We start from the raw sequence: 16,955 nt of genomic DNA, 5'->3' as shown, positions 1-16,955 counted from the left end.
TACGATGACCTTTGTTTAGCAATTTTACCGATATTTGTGTATAACGATAAGAGCTGGAGCTTGGGAACGAGACAACGAAATCCGAAGTTGCAGTACAGTTTTGTTTTAAGACGGTTTGCCGTCAATACGCCATTGCGTTTGATCGCGGCTCGGCAAGTGCCGGTCTCGATCGTAAGGAGGTTCGACATGAGGAGGGATGAGATCTTCCGGCCAATCTTTCGCCCAGTTGCGACGTTCTTCTTTATCCGCATAAAAGCGAAGGTAAAGCATCATATCTGTCTCGCTGCCGCTGCCCAATATATCGATATGGAAGGCCGAATCGTTATCTAACGGCATAACCGGGCCTTCCTCGCGCAACACGTCATGCCAAAGTATTTCGTAGAGTTCGCGGTCGTTAAGGTGATCCGTGCTGTAAAGAAACATGCGCAGCATCGCTAGACCATTAATGACCTCCCACAATTTGGCGCTGAGTTGCGTATCGTCCAACTCTTCCGGGCTCGGTAAGGTCATGCCGCATTGCAACAGTAAGTCGAAGGTCGCTACCCATTTCGTATCCTCGTACGCATCGATATAGTCCATAAACTTTTTATTCAATGCTTCGGACAACTCGTCCATTTCACCGGATATGAACCCTTCATTGATAAATTCATCGGCGCGGCGTTGCAAATCCCGCAGCGTTTCTTGGTTTTCATCGTTTTTTTGCTTCTTCGCGGCTTTTTTAGGCATCGCGGTCTCCTTAAATAAATCGGTCAAAAATGGCGGATGTTGTTCGCCATATCTCTGATTTCATTATTCCAGCACAGCTTGCTGAACTTTGTCTAGCAAGTGTTAAATACTCTTAAATTAACCGGATGAGTTAGTCAACCGTAATTTGCGCAAGCGTATCCCGGTATTTTTGATGTTGCTCGGCATGCCGCCGATAACTTGCCTGGTTTTTTGTACAAACCAGACTATAAGGCCTATGACTACGGTCGGTCGCGCAATCGACATCGCTCTTGCTTCGCCGGATGATTTCCTCGACATGCGAACGCCGCGCCTCGGGTGCCTTCAAAGTCCATTGAGACTGTTCAGGATTGTCGAGAAATGCGCTTAACTCCGCGCAGTCCTTGCACTTACAAGTCAAGGCACTATGTCTTCGCCAATCCTTCGGTTGTACCGGTTCGTCGGCTATGCGGGTCTGTAGGTAGCTTGTGATAACAGCGCGAAGCCGTGTCACTACCGGCAATGGGTGGCCCGTCAACAGCAACAAGGCAGGCGTCAGAGTCGTCTCGATATTGTAGCGATTAGGCCATTTAAGCATATACTCCAGCGTTTTTTCGGCCAAAACGGGCTCGATCGCGCTGAAACTTTCCAATACATCCGCCGCCATCTCGGGAGTGATTTTAAGCCTTTCGATCTCCCAAGGCTGTAGTTGTGGAAAGCGCTTGGCGTCGCCGGGCAATGCTTGGTATAAAATTTCGGCGGCCGCGATCAATGCCGGCGCCTGTTCGGGTTTGCTCCAGCAAAAGGCGGCCAGCAGCGCGGTGCCGGCTTCCAGTGCTTTATAGCCGCCGATTTTGATTGCACTTTCCAGTCTGCGGACCACCGAGTTCCACGGCAATAGCTCGGAAGCCCTTACCAGCTCGGAGCAGTCTTCCTTGTTGTAAAATCCTCGTTCGGCAATGATCGACCAAAGCCGGTCAATGTGTTCGCTATCCTGCAAACGCAGCAATAGATTCAAGAAATCGCGCACTACGGTAGTGCTTGCGTAGCCTTGCGGCTGGAAGGAATCCGGTAACCAATCGCGCAGCATGAAACCCGCCAGGGTACGCGCATTTCGGCGAATATCGGAGTCGTGCGGCTTGCCTTCATTTTCCCATTGTCCGCACAATTCGATCAATTGGTTTAGCGCGGCTTTCGCTCCCGCTTGATTGATGATCGCCAAATGACCGGCGCGCGGCCAAATGACCAGTGCGGCGCTTCGATAGGTGCGTTCGAAGGATGCGCCCGCATTACCGGTCGCTTCTTGAAATTCGATATCGCAGGCTTCCATTTGTTCGAAAGCCTCCGGCGGACAAAATTCATCCGCGCTAAACGGCAATACGGGTAATTGCGGTTGACTACCGTCGATACTTCGCCATTCGGAAACGGTTTCGAAACGATCGAAAACCTCACCGATTTCGTATTCGAAATCATCGTCGTCCCAATAACGGCGCCGGCCGCTTCCGGTGTAGATGGGTTCCGCACTGCCGCTTTCCGCCATCGTCACCAACGCCAAATAAATCTCGCAATCGGCTTTCCCGGCGGCCTCGGTCAATACTTCGGCAAGTGCGGCATCGGCATTTTTAAGCGCGTCAAATCCTAATTCGGCCTGCGTATAAGCATGCTCCAGTGGATAAATCAGTTTTTCCGGAAGTTCGCGATCGCTAATATTTGCCAGCGACGCCGCCCAATCGCGCAGTAATGAAGCAGCTTGTGTTTGTTGCCGGCGATAATCGGGCGGTTGAGGCAATGGCGCTTTGGTGTCCGGTCGTACCAGGTTATAGATTAAGGTCAACCGGCAACCTTCGGAAACCGGCAACACTTCATGCCTGCAATCGGCATAAAACGCCGCGAAAGCGATTTCGGACGGATCTTCTCGATACAAATCGAGCGTGACTTCTTCCTGACGATGACTGATACGCAATTCGCCGCCCCGGTACAAAGAGGGTAGGACAATCACCAAAGTCGCGAACATGCCGGCGGTTTTCTCGGTATCGCGATGACCGACAAAGAAACTGCCGGCATCGTAGACCAGCAATTTGTAAAGTTCCGCTCGCACTTCGCCGGCCACGCCCAAACCTGCTGCGGCCTGGCCGACAATGGCATCGAGCTGCGCCCGCCAGTGCTTGCCGCTGAGTTTGATTTGTCCGGCATCGATTTGCCAAGTGCGCCGAACCTCGGTATCGACCAATGTTTCGCGGCCTTTGCCGTATGGCGCGCGCTCGGCGGCCGCAATCAACAGTTCGGCCTGTTCCGGCAGTATGGGCAACGCGATCCGCCCGACGCCGTCGACTTCCAAACTTGGAGGAAAAGCATCGATGGAACCGGTGGCATAAAAATTTCCAGGCGTCTGAATATCGGACAGACATTCGAATAGTTGTTCTGTAATCGCTGGCATCGTGGGAGGTTCTCTTGAAATCGGGTAATAAAAGCATATTGTCCACGAAACGCTCAAAAATCGCGAAAAGATTCGATTAGTTATACTTCCCAAGCCATTTACCTAATGGGCCGTCGAAATATTGCCGCGGATTTTGTAGAAATCGCTTTTTTGGATAAATTGCTCTATTTCACCGGTGCTAATTCAATGACTTGTCATCCCGTTCCTTAGCCTTCGGCTCGTCCACTTGATAAAGCTCCAGCACCAGGTTTTTAAACCAAAGCGGCTTTTTCCAAACGATATAGACCGCAACCAGTGTCGTAATCGGCAACGGAATGATATCGATCGTTTCCAACAAAACGAAGCCCGCGATTAGTTTTAATTTGGCTTTCATGTGTGCAATGTCTTGGTGCCATGGATATTGATATTCCGATTAAGAATGAGCACAAGATAACTCAGACTGTTGATGCTCTCACACCAGCCCTTTTTCAGATGAAGAGGGGTACTTATCGTTCTCACGCTCTGCACTCGTCGTTATACATAAATTGTGTATTGCCATCTTAGCCAATACGACCTCGATAGCATTTATTGCTACCTGACGTTTGCGGCTTCGACATCGCGATCTGGGGATCGCTCCCACAGAGCATTCGGCCCTGGGAGCGATAACCTGTCTAGCAAGTTACCGATACGAACCGCAGAGCGTGGGAACCATTTAAAGAAGTTATTTCAGCTTGTTCCTCAGCGAATCGAAAGCTCGACTAACGCCGCCTATCGAGCCGAAAGCTGATTTCTTGAACCACTCGCTGTTCGACGGCGCGGCCGTCCTTGTGTGTCGGTTTGAATCGCCAGCGCCGGATCGCTTCGAGAGCCGCCTGATCGAAAATTTGCTTCGGATTGGCATCGATGACTCGGGCATCGCCGACCGTCCCATTCGGCTTCACGACGATTTCCAGGCGAACCCAGCCTTCGATAGCGCGTTCGCGCGCCCGACGCGGGTAACGCGGCATCGTGCGCGATAACACCACCAAGGCTCGATCGCCCGCGCCGCTGTTTCCCGCACCGGTGCCGTCACCGCTTGCCGCCGCTTCGGTCTTGTCGGTCGACCAATCCGACGGCGGCGCGGTCACGCGTGAGTCGGTGCCCGGCACGGGTGCCAATTCAGGTCCGTCTCCTTGTTTGGGAATATCGATGCGGGGGGCCGGAACGCTTGGCGATGGCGTTTTTTTGGGGGCCGATTTCCTTGGAGCGGCACGCTTGACCGGTTTCGGCGTGACGGCTTTGGGCTTGGGCCTTACCGGTTCGGGCTCGGCTTTCGGCTCCGGTTCGGGAGGCTCGATCGGTTTGGACTTCGGTTTCGGCTCTTCGACCTTCGGCGGCATGCGAATGAATTCGATCGCTTGCGGTTTCGCTTCCGAAATCAATGCGGCTTCTCGCCGGCTGATCAATGCGCCGATCAAGAGCAGCAAAGCTAGGTTAATGATCAAGGCCGCGACAAACGACGCCGACAACACCCGGCCCGAATGCGCCGGTTTCATGAAGGGTCCGGCTCCGTACTGGCCGCCACCGAGATTGTGGCCAAGCCGGCTAAGCGCAGTTGGTCCATGACCTTGATCAACAGCCCTGTGCTGGTCTTTTGATCGGCCAAAATAACCACGGACCGGCTCGGTCCCGAGAGTCCTTGTTGTTCGATCCGGGCACGCAGCATGCGTATATCCACCGAGTCGTTGTTCAGCCAGATTTGTTCATCCGAGCCGATCGTTACGATCAAATCGGTATTTTGCTGAGGTGTGGCCGTCGCGGCTCTCGGGCGCTGAACCGCAACCGTCGATTCGCGGATGAACGAGCTGGTCACCAGAAAGAAAATCAACAAAATGAAGACCATGTCGATCAACGGTGTCATGTTGATCGTATCGGAATGATCCTCGTTGTTGTCGTTACGGCTTTTGAATATACTTCGTGCGGTCATGTTTGCGGCTTTTATGGCAATGCTATTTTGTTCGAGAGCAAGGCGCGAAAACAGACGCATAGCAAGCTATGTAACTGTTTTCGCAACGCAGCTATCGAACAAAAGAGCGAGTTAGAAAACCGTAAATGTGGCCGCGCGAAGTATAATTTTTTTCGATTCATGGCAATCTATTCATAACGACCGATTTGACTGCGAAACCGGCGCTCGCCTGTGCGCGCCCGCCGAGTGAGATCGTAACCGACCGCCACGCCGAATAAACCCAACACCAAACCGGCCATTGTCGTGATCAATGCCTGAGAGACCCCGCGCGCGACGATGCGCGGCTCGGCACTACCGAACACGCGAATCAAATCGAAGGTTTCGACGATGCCGGTCACGGTGCCCAATAAACCCAGCATCGGCAGAATACCGGACAATGTTTTGATGAGCCGCAGATGGCGGCGCAGTAAAAAAGTGACTTCAGCGGTCTCGATGATCAGCACGACACGCGAGCGCAAAACCGGAAGATTGTTTTCGATATAGGCGGGAAAGACAAGCAGCAAATACCAATAACGCTCCAAAACCAATGTCCACAATACGAGCGAAACGGCCAGCAGCGGCCACATGACAGGCCCGCCCATCGCGATCAAATCCTCGATGTGCTGTTCGGCGCGCTGCAGCGAAATGATCAGGCTTTCGATAATATCGCCGTTCATCGCTGTTTACCGTTAGGTTTTATTCGGCGGCATGCCGTTGCTCGAGACGTAAAGCCAGAGCCGCCGCGACATGGGCTTCCAATAAATTGCCCAAATTTTGGCATCTGCCAAGCAACAAGCTATGGAACAACAAAATCGGAATCGCGGCTACCAGCCCCAGCACGGTTGTAACCAGCGCCTGCGAAATCCCCCCCGACATCAATTTCGGATCGCCCGAGCCATGCAGTGCAATGGCTTGAAAGGTTTCAATCATGCCGGTGACGGTACCGAGCAAACCCAACATCGGAGCAATCGCCGCCACTAATTTCAAAAAGGCCAGGGCGCGCTCCAGTTTGATCCGCTCGCCGGTTAAGGCTTCCTCGACGGTCAAATACAAAGCCTCTTCATCGCATGCGGTCTCCTGTTCCAGCTTGGCGAGAACCCTGCCTAAGGGGTTGTCGAGCCTCAAATCGGTCGTTTGCAGTTGCTGTTTGATGCGTTTACCGACCAGGGTCAGATCAACGAAACGGTATCCGCTGAGCGCGTAAGCGAAACCAGCCAAGATCAGAATCAAACAACCGACGATGCCGCCTTGGGCGATGCGTTCTTGCAAATTCGGAATTTGCACCAATAACTGCAAGGTCTGCCCGCCTGACGGGTCGATCGCGACCGGCGCCAGCGTATCGGCATTCACTTGCTGAAATCGGCGCGCCGAATTGAGCAGGCTCGACGCCGGTTGGCGCGGCAATTCGACCAATCGGTCGATCTCGGGCGAATACGCCAGATAACGCCCATCGGCGATGAAGCTGAAACCGCCGAGCCTTAGTACTTCCTTGTCGACGGCCTGACCGCTAGGTTCATAAACCGGCGCCTGAATAATAGACACACTCCCTAAGGCATCGAGTTGCTGCTGTAAACTGGTAAATAATTCCTTTAGATCTTCTGTCGCCGGTATCTGTTTAGAGTCGGCCAATTGTTCGAGCAAGGCCCTCTGCCGGGCAGCATCGCCGGCTAAAAAAAGCTGCTGGTATAAGGGCTTGAGGTCCGAAGCGCTTTCTCGAATCGCCAGAAACAATGCGGCCTTGGCCGCCAGCTCTTCGTCCAAACGGGTTTCCAATTCCGGCGGCGTCAATACGGCTTCGGTTTCGGCTTGGGCGAATGGGGCCAAAGCAAGCGCGAGGCATAAGACAAACCAAAATTTCATATTCATGGCTTCCTAGGTCCCGGCAGCGGCAGTTCGATCAATTGCGGCGGCTCCAATTTCCGCGCGGTGCGCAGCCCTTGAGTAATCGCTTCATTGCCTTCCCCGGACAAACGCTGCCAACGGCGACTATCGTTAAGCCAAATGCCCGATTCGCGGCCATTGAGGGTTTGGTAATACAAAGCCAAGCGCCCGATGCTGAGGAAGTCCACCAAGCGCTCGTTTCCGTCGGTTTTCAGCAGAGCTCGATAGGCATCGATGGTCTTCGCATAATCGAGCTCGACCCGGTACGCTTCGACGACGCGCCGATATTGTTCCGGCAAATCGGCATCGGGATCGTTCAGCAAGATTTCCAGCCGGACTATACGCTTTTGACGCTCTTCGAGTTGGAAGGGCGGACCCTGTTCGATACGCTGTTTCAATTCGGCAAGGGCGTTTTTGAGCTGTTCTCGTAACTCGGACTCGAACCGTGACAATACATCAAGCAAAACGGCCTTATCTTCGGGCTCGCCAGACGGACTTATTTTCGTTTGTGCCGAGGCTTGCGCTTCCTTTTCGACTGGCTCGGCCGCATCAACGAACGGCATCAGTGAAATGAAAACGGTGATTGAAATCAATCGGAGGGGGAAATATGGCACTGCGAAATTTTCGAGAAACAACTGAAGAAAGAGAGATATGCTGGTCGAAGACTCTAGCAGGTGAAGGTCGATCAAGGCAATGGGAAAAACTCCCAAAAAACACCCCTGTTAAATGGCCAATCTACCGTATGGTTGGCAATGTCCTGGTCCGTGCCAAAAAATCGGATGCTATTGTAGCGACAATAGCATCCGTAATTACGACTCGCCTTATCAATCCAAGCCGATTTGATAGACCACTTCTTCCGGGTCGCTGAGCTTGCCGTTGATTGCATCGACTTCAACTTCAAGCAGCTTGCCGTCGGCGGTTTTGATATCGAACTCATAGGCAACGCCGCCGTCCGCTTCGATTTCATATTCGATTTTCATGACGCTGCCCGGATACTTGTCCAATGCCGTTTTTAACGCCGCATCCAATCTGACTTTAGCCTTCGACGTAAATTCCGGATCGTCGGCCGCGACTTCGCGCTCGGTTTCGGATATTTTACCGCTTGCGGCATCGCATTCGACTTCCCAATGCTTACCATCCTTGCCGTGGATATCCAATTCATACTGAGGCTTACCGTCTTCGATTTCGGCCCGCATTGATACTATATCCCCAGGATGAGCATCGAGCGCCGATTTCACGCAACTATCGACAGGTCCTTTGTGATGTTCGAATTGCGCATAAGCAGCCGGAGCAAAAAACAACGGTGCCAACAACGCAATTATCATTTTCTTGTTCATAATCATTCTCCTTGCTATATGGACGAGTTCTACTCACTTTATACTCAAAAATGGTAACTTTATGAAGATATGGGGTGTGGCTAGCGAGGATGTCGGCAGAGCTGCCGTCAAGCCCCCATGGAGGGGTTCACGGCGTTCCTCGATGACACATCCCATACCTTTTATTCTTAGACGGTTTTCAATCTAAAAGGAGTATAAACGAACAGAACTACGACTCGATTATAGTCCTCGTCTATCCGACTCTACAATAGCTCCAGAGTTGTTTTTTGAACTTAAACTTGATATCGCTTGCCTCACTGAATACACTTATAAATCAATGCGGGATCAATTAATAAAAAAAGACTATAATTGCTTGTTTTGTTTTAATCGAGGATAAAAAAATGGCCCAAAACTGGATAGCTCCTTCCATTCTCTCTGCCGATTTTGCCCGCTTAGGCGAAGAAGTCGATAACGTTTTAGCGGCCGGTGCCGATGTTGTCCATTTTGACGTCATGGACAATCATTTCGTACCCAATTTAACGATCGGCCCATTGGTTTGCGAAGCATTAAGAAATCATGGCGTTACCGCTCCAATCGACGTGCATTTGATGATCGATCCGGTCGATCGAATCATCCCGGACTTCGCTAAAGCCGGCGCCAGCTATATTACCTTCCATCCTGAGGCTTCGGTTCATCTGGATAGAACCTTGCAATTGATCAAAGACCAAGGTTGTAAAGCCGGCTTGGTATTCAACCCGTCGACTTCTCTGCATTATCTCGATCATGTGATGGATAAACTCGACATGATTTTGTTGATGTCGGTCAATCCGGGCTTCGGCGGACAGTCGTTTCTGCCATCGGCATTAACCAAACTGCGCGATGCAAGAAAACGAATCGATGAAAGCGGTTTCGATATTCGTTTGGAAATCGACGGCGGCGTCAAAGTCGACAATATTCGTGAAATCAAAGCGGCAGGCGCCGATACCTTCGTTGCCGGTTCGGCGATTTTCGGCAAACCGGACTACAAAGCAGTCATCGACCAAATGCGCGCGGAAATTGCAAAAGCCGAGTAAAAACGACTTTTTTGTAAATCTCTACTGCAAGCGAGGCAAGATTTAATTTACCCTTGTCGCGCTTGCACCCAGTAAATCTGATTGGCTTCCAACGGCAAACTGCAATCCGGATTGCCGGGTCTAATTCTGGGCGTATAATCGCTTATCGGCCTGGTTTTCGGTATCGTCGCACTGTAGATATAACCGTTTATCGCGCCGGCCAACTCTTGTTCTATCGCCATCGAATGAATCTCAAATCGTCCTTCGCCTGAAGATTCCGCGAACAATTCCACACAAACATCTTCCTCGTTAAGCTCCCCAAGATAAACCTGCATGCTGAACGCGTAGTCCTTCTCCCGGATTTCCGTCACCACATTATCGACATGAATTTTAGCCCAAAGGTCTTCGATGCGTTTCAACCATTCGATCAGCTGCTTACCCGGCTGCATATTTCCGTCCAACCTTTTGCAATAGCTTTCGGCTAGAGGTAAATAAAACTTGGACGTATACTCCCTGACCATGCGATTGGCCGAAAAATAAGGCGTCAGCGTCGCCATGCTTTCCCGCATGATAGCTAGCCAGCGGCGCGGCAAGCCCTGTTGATCACGCTCATAAAACATCGGAACGATTTCCTGTTCGAGCAGGCGGTAAAGTATCTCGGCTTGTTCATGATCGGCTTGCTCGACCTCTTGCCCGTTCAATGACCAGCCGACTTCGGGGCGGTACGCTTCCGCCCACCAGCCGTCGAGTTCGGATAGATTCAAACCGCCGTTGACCAGAATTTTCATGCCGCTGGTCCCGCAAGCCTCCCAAGGACGTCTAGGCGTGTTGATCCAAAGGTCGACACCTTGAACCAAATATTCGGCGGTAATCATATCGTAGTCGCTCAAAAAAATTGCACGCTCCCTGATTTCAGGCCGACGGATAAATTCATGCCAAGCTCGGATTAACACTTGACCGGGCAAATCGGCCGGGTGAGCTTTACCCGAGATAACCAATTGCACCGGCCGATTGGGATTGGTTAGTATCGCGGCCAAACGATCGGGGTCGGTTAACAGCAGGTTAGGGCGCTTATAGGTTGCAAACCGGCGGGCAAAACCGATAGTCATGACATTAGGATCGAATAAGCGAAGCACCTGATCTTTACGCTCGGTTTTCGAGATATTACCCTGAACATCGAGTTCCCGACTGTACTCAGCCCGGACGAACTCGACCAAGCATTTTCGGTTTTGCGCACGCAGATTCCATAACTGTTCATTGGTGACCCGCTTGAATTGATCCGGCAAATCGCCGTATTCGCAAACCCAGCGGTTTTTACCGCACAAACCGGTCCATAATTCGTCGGCTTCCTGCGAATCCCATGCCGGAACATAGACGCCATTGGTGATATGGTCGATCGGTATTTCTTCCGCCGGCCAATTCGGAAACAAAGGGCTGAAAATACGCCGACTGACCTCGCCATGCAATCGGCTCACGCCGTTAACCGCGGCGCTTCCGTGAATAGCCAGATAAGCCATGTTGAACGATTTATCGTAGGTTTTTAAATCCGGATTGCGGCCGAGATTCAATAAAGTTTCGATATCGATATCGAGTTTTTGCGCATAATTGCCGAGCCGTTTTCCAATCAATTCCGGACTGAAACGATCGAAGCCGGCTTCGACCGGCGTATGCGTGGTAAACAGATTACCGGCCCGCGTAATGTTCAGCGCGGTTTTAAAGTCCAGCCCGGTTTCTTTCATTAAATCGCGGGCTCGCTCCAGCACTAAAAATGCCGCGTGACCCTCATTCAAATGACAAACTTCAGGCTTGATGCCTAAAGCTCTCAACACTCGCCAGCCACCGATGCCCAATAAAATTTCTTGAGCCAAACGGATTTCGAGTCCGCCGCCGTACAACTCGCTGGTAATGCAACGATCGACCGGATGATTGACCGGATCGTTACTATCCAATAGATAAAGCGTAATTCGACCGATTTGCGCTTGCCACACTCTGATCCACAATTTCGACGGGGTATTGAGTTTTATCCGGAGCCATTCGCCGTTATCCTTTCGTACAGGGCAAATCGGTAAATCGCCGGTATCGGCGTTGGGATAGAGCGCGATCTGATTGCCGTCATCGTCGAAAGCCTGACGAAAATAGCCGTTTTGATACAACAAGCCAACGCCCACGAGGGGGATGCCCAAATCATTGGCGGCTTTTAGATGATCGCCGGCCAATAAACCCAGGCCGCCGGAATAAATCGGCAAAGCTTCGCTAAGGCCGAACTCCATACTGAAATAGGCAATTTGCGCTAGCTTAGTGCTTTGTTCGAGTTCGTTCTGGTACCAACGGGGTTCGGCCAGCGAGGCACGATGCTCGGCCACGATGCTTTGCAGTTTTCGGCAAAATTCTTCATTATCGGCGAGCTCTTGCAACAAGTTTGCCGAACAGGCTTGCAACACTAGCCATGGATTACGGGATTGCTCCCATAAGGAGCTATTCAATCGATGCCAGATTTCGTCGGCCCGGTGACTCCAGGAAAAATTACAATCCAGCGCCAATTCGGATAAGCCATCCAGTTTTTGACTCAATTCGGGCGTAAAAAAACGAGGTGCGGTCATCAGCCTTCTCCTGTAAAAATACGACTATGCCCTTAGCAAACCGAGTTTCGTAATGCGATGAGCATAAAGCAGCGGCACAATATATATAATCTTAAACTCGGCAGGTCAACCATGAAGTTCATGAAGTATTTCAGGAGATTACCTAAGCAGGTTCGCCAATCTTAGGGTGTGGGGTTGCCTGTCGAGGAACGCCGTAAACCCATCCATGGAGACTTGGCAGCACCTAAGCGCCAAGGATGGCGTCTAGTAGGGCAATGCGGGAGCAATTGCCGAGGAGCAAAAACCTGTCCCGCTGCCGACATCCTCGCCAAGCACGCTCCACACCCTTTTTGATCCCCAAATTGGGAATTGCTGTGAATCTTTATGGTGAAATGCTTTTTCTAGGATAATGAGTATTGTCGCTTTGAATTATGACAGCATTGAGACGGCTCTATACCAATCTAAATTCAAATTTCGTCGTTGATTCGAGGGGCTCTACCATTTGATTATACCTTTCGCACTTCAATTTCCGGCAGTGCCTGAGGAGGCGCCTGGGTGTCCGGTCGATTTTCGCTCCTGCAAAATCGACATTCACGCCATCCATGGCGTTCATAAAGGCTTTGCCGGCATGGAGCTAGCTAGACACGGCGTCCTTTAGCGGACACCCAGGCGCCGAATTTTGATCTATGACGGGTATAGCAAAGAGCCTATTGATTATCGCAACAAAAAAACGGTCCCCAATCCCAAAAAAGCAACAAAACCGACAACATCGGTCACAGTAGTTAGGATGACCGAACCGGATAAGGCCGGGTCGATATCGAGCTTATCCAAGACCAATGGAATTACGACGCCTGCGAAAGCTGCAATGATAATATTGACGACAATCGCGGCCGCAATCACCGAACCGATAGACAGACTACCGAACCAAATGCCTGCAATTACACCGATCACTAAAGCCCATAACAAGCCATTGAGTATGCCGACGCTGACCTCTTTAATTAAAAGCGGCTTAAAATTTCCTTTGCTGATTTGACCCAATGCAATGCCTCTAATTATCAAAGTCAAGGTCTGACTACCGGCTATTCCGCCCATCGATGCGACAATCGGCATCAACACCGCTAATGCAACGATTTGCTGTAATGTACCTTCAAATAAGCCGATTGACCAAGAAGCCAAAAAAGCCGTAATCAAATTAATTCCTAACCAGGTGGCCCGGCGTTTGGAACTACGAATCACAGGAGCGAACAAGTCTTCGTCTTCATCCATACCAGCGGTTGCCATCAATTGGCTTTCATATTCTTCGCGGGTAATTTCCAAAGCCAAGCGTAACGTAATTCTGCCTAATAACAGTTGATTGGCATCGATGACCGGTAATGCGGTTAGCCCCGAATGCTCCATCTTTTCCGCTGCATCGGTTAAATAACTATCCGCTGAAACAGTAACGGGATCGTCTATACATAATTCGACCAATGGCGTAAGAGGATCCGCGGCGTACAATTTATGAACGAGAACGGTGCCGACGAAAGCACCATTACGCTGAATCAGATAAATGCAATCGGTATACTCGGGCAGGTTTTTGCGGATCAAGCGCATCGCCTGTCTAACCCTTGCTGTCCTTGGTAAAATCAATAACTCGTGATCGACATAGCGGCCGATTCGTTCATCGTCATATTGCGCCGATAACTGATAATGTTTACGCTGACTAGCATCCATATTGCCAAGCGCGGTATCTATCACCGATTCCGGCAATGTTTCCGCCAGCTCGATCAAATCCTCGGCATGTAAGCCGCTTAACAAACTCTGCAATTCCGATTCTTCGAAGCTTTCGATAATGGTCTGCCTAGGTTCGGCACGCATGGCAACCAAAACATCGACACGATCTTCGACAGGAACCTGCTGCCAACGCTCCAAACGTTGGTGCAAGGGCAGGGATTCCAACAATAATGCCAACTCGGTACTTTCCAGTTCTTCTATGGCTTGTTCAAAAACAGTTTTTTGATCTTCATTTTCAGCATCGTTAAGCCGCTCGACCAAATGACTGATTTCTTCGTTCATTGCTGCCCCCTAATTGGGTCCCTTAAACGGGACTGTGTAAACGTTAAACCAAAAAAAAGGGCCCATCCGGGCCCTTTTCATATTATTATTCGGCAACCCATTTTAAGCATATCGTTGATTATTAAATATATTTAATGCCATGTATTTCATAAAACTAACCCTACACTCCGAAATAACCACGCACAGCCTCAAGCGATAAACCATCCGCTCGGACGATATTCGGCCAAAACAACCATGCATTGGATTTGAGAAAGTAAAAAAGAATCTGAGCATCGAATCAACAATAACAGGCAATAGTCCTGTGTTAAATAAGCCTAGAATTATGAAAGCCATTTGCCGCGAATGCAATAAAAACCTCGTCTTCATGTCATTTGAACGACTGGATTAAAAAAACCTACCGTATTGATAAGAAATTAAGAACTTTTCATGCATTGAAAAGTCAGACCTTAAATCAATCGATCGAGAATCGCTAAAACGGCCGCGAGAGCGGACGACTTTGAATCAAGCGACCGATTCGATGGTAAAAGTCGTCGAGACTAGCGGTAAAAACCGACCGTTCCGGCAGTTGATTCGACTTGAACAAATACTGTGCACCGGTACCGCCGACCCATAACTGGATATCTTTCGGCAACGCCTCGGCCAGATTGTTTAAGTTTTGAACCATGGCTTGTTCAGGCGGTGTATTAGCGAGGCTCAGAACGATAACAGAAGGCTTGAGCCGGTTTCCGGCGTTTAACAAGTCTTCCCATGGCAAATCGGGGCCGATGTAATAGCATTTACAACGTTGACTAGCGGCCAACCAGCAACTCAGCAATATTCCGAATTCGTGATGCTCTCCGGTCATGGTCGCGAACATCACACCGGGATTGGTTCCGGAAAATGGCTGTTCGTGATTTACCATACTTAATACGATACGTTTAACACAGGCGGAAAACAGATGCTCTTGAGCAATGGTCAATCTACCCTCATGCCAAAGATTACCGACCTTTTCGAGGGTCGGCAACAGAACCTCTCGGGCATAACTCAGGGGATCCATTGCAATCAGCGCCCGCCTTAGCAAGTCTTCGCAGGTATCCATGCGAAATTGCAGCAAGGCATCGACGATACGCAGAAAAAACAATTCTTGATTGGCATTTGGCGGATTAGGGTTGGCGCTCAACAACTCCTGCAGTTCGTCGTTACTTAAATCCGCGATTTTGCTGATCGTAAAACCTTGCTGAGTTGCCGCCAACAGCAGCGTCAAACGCTCGACATCTTGCTGCGTGTAAAGACGCCGGCCCTTGCTATCCCTAACGGGGTTAACGGTTCCGTAGCGCCTTTCCCAAGCTCTGAGTGTTTCGGTGTTTATGCCTGTGAGTGAAGTCACGGTTTTTATTGTATACATTTATGCACAGGTTTTGTTTATGATTAATGTTTGACAAACATTGTACTCAGGAGTAATGTTTAATCCAAGCTTTAGTTGATTCAACTAAGTATTTACTCAGGGTATATAACCAGTTACCTGGTAAGGGGCAATCCACTATGACCCAAATGAACCATTCAATGCTAAACAATCAGTACCGTTCCGGCAGTTTTCGAGGTTTATACAAGGAAGCCTCCCTCGATACGGATTTTATGGATTCGTGCCGGCCGCAAATCGACACTCTAAACAACGATTCCGATGAAATCGAATCGGAACCTGTAGATGCCGACTTATTTGCGGAAACCGAAGAGTTATCCTCATCGAATAACGCAATGACATTCATGCAAAGCGGAGGCGACGAGTTGTTGATACATCAGCAAAATGCATCGGTTTTGACTGCAGAGGAATTAACCTCGCTAGCCCAACAGATGGAACAAAGTCGCTTAAACTTATCGCGTTTGATGATTTATTCGAATTCGGGACTGTCTGTTATAGCCGGCGAATTTGTTCGCGCTATCGGCGATGGCACCGACTTGTCCGAGCTTATCAGAAAAAACAATCTCGAACCTGTACAAAAGGACAATGCTGCACAGGATACCGCTAAACAGCTTGCAAGCAAGTTACTAGAGTGTTTTCAGCAAGTGATCAACGCCAAAGACAACCCGCATTCAAGCACCGCATTTACCGAATGCAAACAGTTACTGGAAGATCTTCATCTTTTACCTAATTTCCTGCAACAAATCGTCAAAGTCTTAACTTGCCGGCTCAAGGATCGAGCACTCAACGATGATGACTTAGAGTTGTTGAAATCCGCGTCGATCGAGCAACAACGAATGATTTCCGCAAGACGTGCGATGATCAGCGGCAACCTTAGGCTAGTCACTTTCATTGCACGTCAATATCACCATTCTTCGCTACCATTTACCGATTTAATTCAAGACGGGACTGTGGGTTTGATCAAGGCGGTTGACCGTTACGATTGGCGGCGATCGGTGCGCTTTTCCACTTATGCGATTTATTGGATCAAACAAAGCATCACTCGGGGCATGGTCAGACAGGAAAAAATGGTCCGCTTGCCTTACAACATTGCGGCAAAAGCGGCCGCGGTGTTCGAAACGATGAACGATTATCTGGTCAAACACAACCAATGGCCGACCAATAAAACACTTGCCGAAATCTGCGCCTTGCCTGAAGAGGAAATCAAAGCCATCGTCAATAATTATCAACCGACCATTTCGCTTGATAACAATATTAATGATGATGAGGATTTACCGGCAATCGTCGATTCGATGGAGCAGAACCATTTTCCGCAACCGATCAGTATATTGGCTAATTCGGCATTGAAAAACTGCTTGAGGAAGGCTATCGAAACCCTACCTGAGCGAGAAGCCGACATTATCAATTGCCGTTTCGGGCTCGATAGCGATACCGAAATGACGCTGCAAGACATTGCCGACCGTATGTCGTTAACACGTGAACGGGTCAGGCAAATTCAGAACAGCGCACTATTGAAATTAAAAAATAAATTCAGCAGCGATTTAGTCGATTTTCTCGAACCCGGCTAAAAC

The 16,955-nt window shown here is 49.9% G+C and carries 14 protein-coding genes; 2 read left to right on the top strand and 12 right to left on the bottom strand.

Annotation, left to right across the window (positions count from 1 at the left end):
* Positions 1-105: 105 nt before the first annotated feature.
* The 9 genes from METBU_RS0115650 to METBU_RS0115610 all read right to left on the bottom strand — a co-directional run bounded on the left by METBU_RS0115650 (position 106) and on the right by METBU_RS0115610 (position 8,320).
* The gene (locus METBU_RS0115650; RefSeq protein WP_017841526.1) at positions 106-726 is read right to left on the bottom strand and encodes a hypothetical protein; all 621 of its coding nucleotides are present in this window, start codon (positions 724-726) and stop codon (positions 106-108) included.
* Between the two features lie 130 nt (positions 727-856).
* Positions 857-3,139 carry a 2OG-Fe(II) oxygenase gene (locus METBU_RS0115645; protein ID WP_017841525.1) on the bottom strand — a complete coding sequence of 761 codons (2,283 nt, stop codon included), beginning with the start codon at positions 3,137-3,139 and terminating at the stop codon, positions 857-859.
* A 178-nt stretch (positions 3,140-3,317) separates the two neighbouring features.
* On the bottom strand, positions 3,318-3,512 hold the full coding sequence (locus tag METBU_RS24365; protein ID WP_017841524.1) for a hypothetical protein: 195 nt from the start codon (positions 3,510-3,512) through the stop codon (positions 3,318-3,320).
* A 364-nt stretch (positions 3,513-3,876) separates the two neighbouring features.
* The gene (locus METBU_RS0115635; RefSeq protein ID WP_017841523.1) at positions 3,877-4,653 is read right to left on the bottom strand and encodes an energy transducer TonB; all 777 of its coding nucleotides are present in this window, start codon (positions 4,651-4,653) and stop codon (positions 3,877-3,879) included.
* The gene (locus tag METBU_RS0115630; protein WP_040575763.1) at positions 4,650-5,084 is read right to left on the bottom strand and encodes an ExbD/TolR family protein; all 435 of its coding nucleotides are present in this window, start codon (positions 5,082-5,084) and stop codon (positions 4,650-4,652) included. Before METBU_RS0115630 ends, METBU_RS0115635 begins: the two co-directional genes overlap by 4 nt.
* A gap of 167 nt (positions 5,085-5,251) precedes the next feature.
* The gene (locus tag METBU_RS0115625; protein ID WP_017841521.1) at positions 5,252-5,779 is read right to left on the bottom strand and encodes a MotA/TolQ/ExbB proton channel family protein; all 528 of its coding nucleotides are present in this window, start codon (positions 5,777-5,779) and stop codon (positions 5,252-5,254) included.
* A 19-nt stretch (positions 5,780-5,798) separates the two neighbouring features.
* On the bottom strand, positions 5,799-6,962 hold the full coding sequence (locus METBU_RS0115620) for a MotA/TolQ/ExbB proton channel family protein (protein WP_235726420.1): 1,164 nt from the start codon (positions 6,960-6,962) through the stop codon (positions 5,799-5,801).
* A 2-nt stretch (positions 6,963-6,964) separates the two neighbouring features.
* Complete coding sequence (locus METBU_RS24360; RefSeq protein WP_083877856.1) at positions 6,965-7,546, bottom strand: DUF3450 domain-containing protein; 582 nt, start codon at positions 7,544-7,546, stop codon at positions 6,965-6,967.
* A 261-nt stretch (positions 7,547-7,807) separates the two neighbouring features.
* Complete coding sequence (locus tag METBU_RS0115610; RefSeq protein WP_017841518.1) at positions 7,808-8,320, bottom strand: PepSY domain-containing protein; 513 nt, start codon at positions 8,318-8,320, stop codon at positions 7,808-7,810.
* A 380-nt stretch (positions 8,321-8,700) separates the two neighbouring features.
* Between METBU_RS0115610 and rpe the strand changes: the two genes are divergently transcribed.
* Positions 8,701-9,372, top strand: a complete 672-nt coding sequence (gene rpe, locus METBU_RS0115605) for a ribulose-phosphate 3-epimerase (RefSeq protein WP_014150400.1) — start codon at positions 8,701-8,703, stop codon at positions 9,370-9,372.
* 47 nt (positions 9,373-9,419) lie between these two features.
* Here the strand turns inward: rpe and glgP are convergent, their stop codons facing one another.
* The 3 genes from glgP to METBU_RS0115585 all read right to left on the bottom strand — a co-directional run bounded on the left by glgP (position 9,420) and on the right by METBU_RS0115585 (position 15,369).
* Positions 9,420-11,951: an alpha-glucan family phosphorylase gene (gene glgP, locus METBU_RS0115600; RefSeq protein ID WP_017841517.1), complete on the bottom strand. Its 2,532-nt coding sequence runs from the start codon at positions 11,949-11,951 to the stop codon at positions 9,420-9,422.
* A 693-nt stretch (positions 11,952-12,644) separates the two neighbouring features.
* Positions 12,645-13,985, bottom strand: a complete 1,341-nt coding sequence (gene mgtE, locus METBU_RS0115590) for a magnesium transporter (protein ID WP_017841515.1) — start codon at positions 13,983-13,985, stop codon at positions 12,645-12,647.
* A 469-nt stretch (positions 13,986-14,454) separates the two neighbouring features.
* Entirely contained in the window at positions 14,455-15,369 is a 915-nt protein-coding gene (locus tag METBU_RS0115585; RefSeq protein ID WP_017841514.1) for a MerR family transcriptional regulator, read from the bottom strand.
* Positions 15,370-15,527: 158 nt separating this feature from the next.
* Here METBU_RS0115585 and METBU_RS0115580 point away from each other — a divergent pair, with 158 nt between their 5' ends.
* Positions 15,528-16,952: a sigma-70 family RNA polymerase sigma factor gene (locus tag METBU_RS0115580; protein ID WP_175421718.1), complete on the top strand. Its 1,425-nt coding sequence runs from the start codon at positions 15,528-15,530 to the stop codon at positions 16,950-16,952.
* Positions 16,953-16,955 lie beyond the last annotated feature (3 nt).

The sequence above is a fragment of the Methylotuvimicrobium buryatense 5G genome, from assembly GCF_000341735.1.
In the GTDB taxonomy this organism is placed as follows: Bacteria; Pseudomonadota; Gammaproteobacteria; order Methylococcales; family Methylomonadaceae; genus Methylotuvimicrobium; species Methylotuvimicrobium buryatense.
This window is presented reverse-complemented; position numbering and strand designations above follow the sequence as displayed.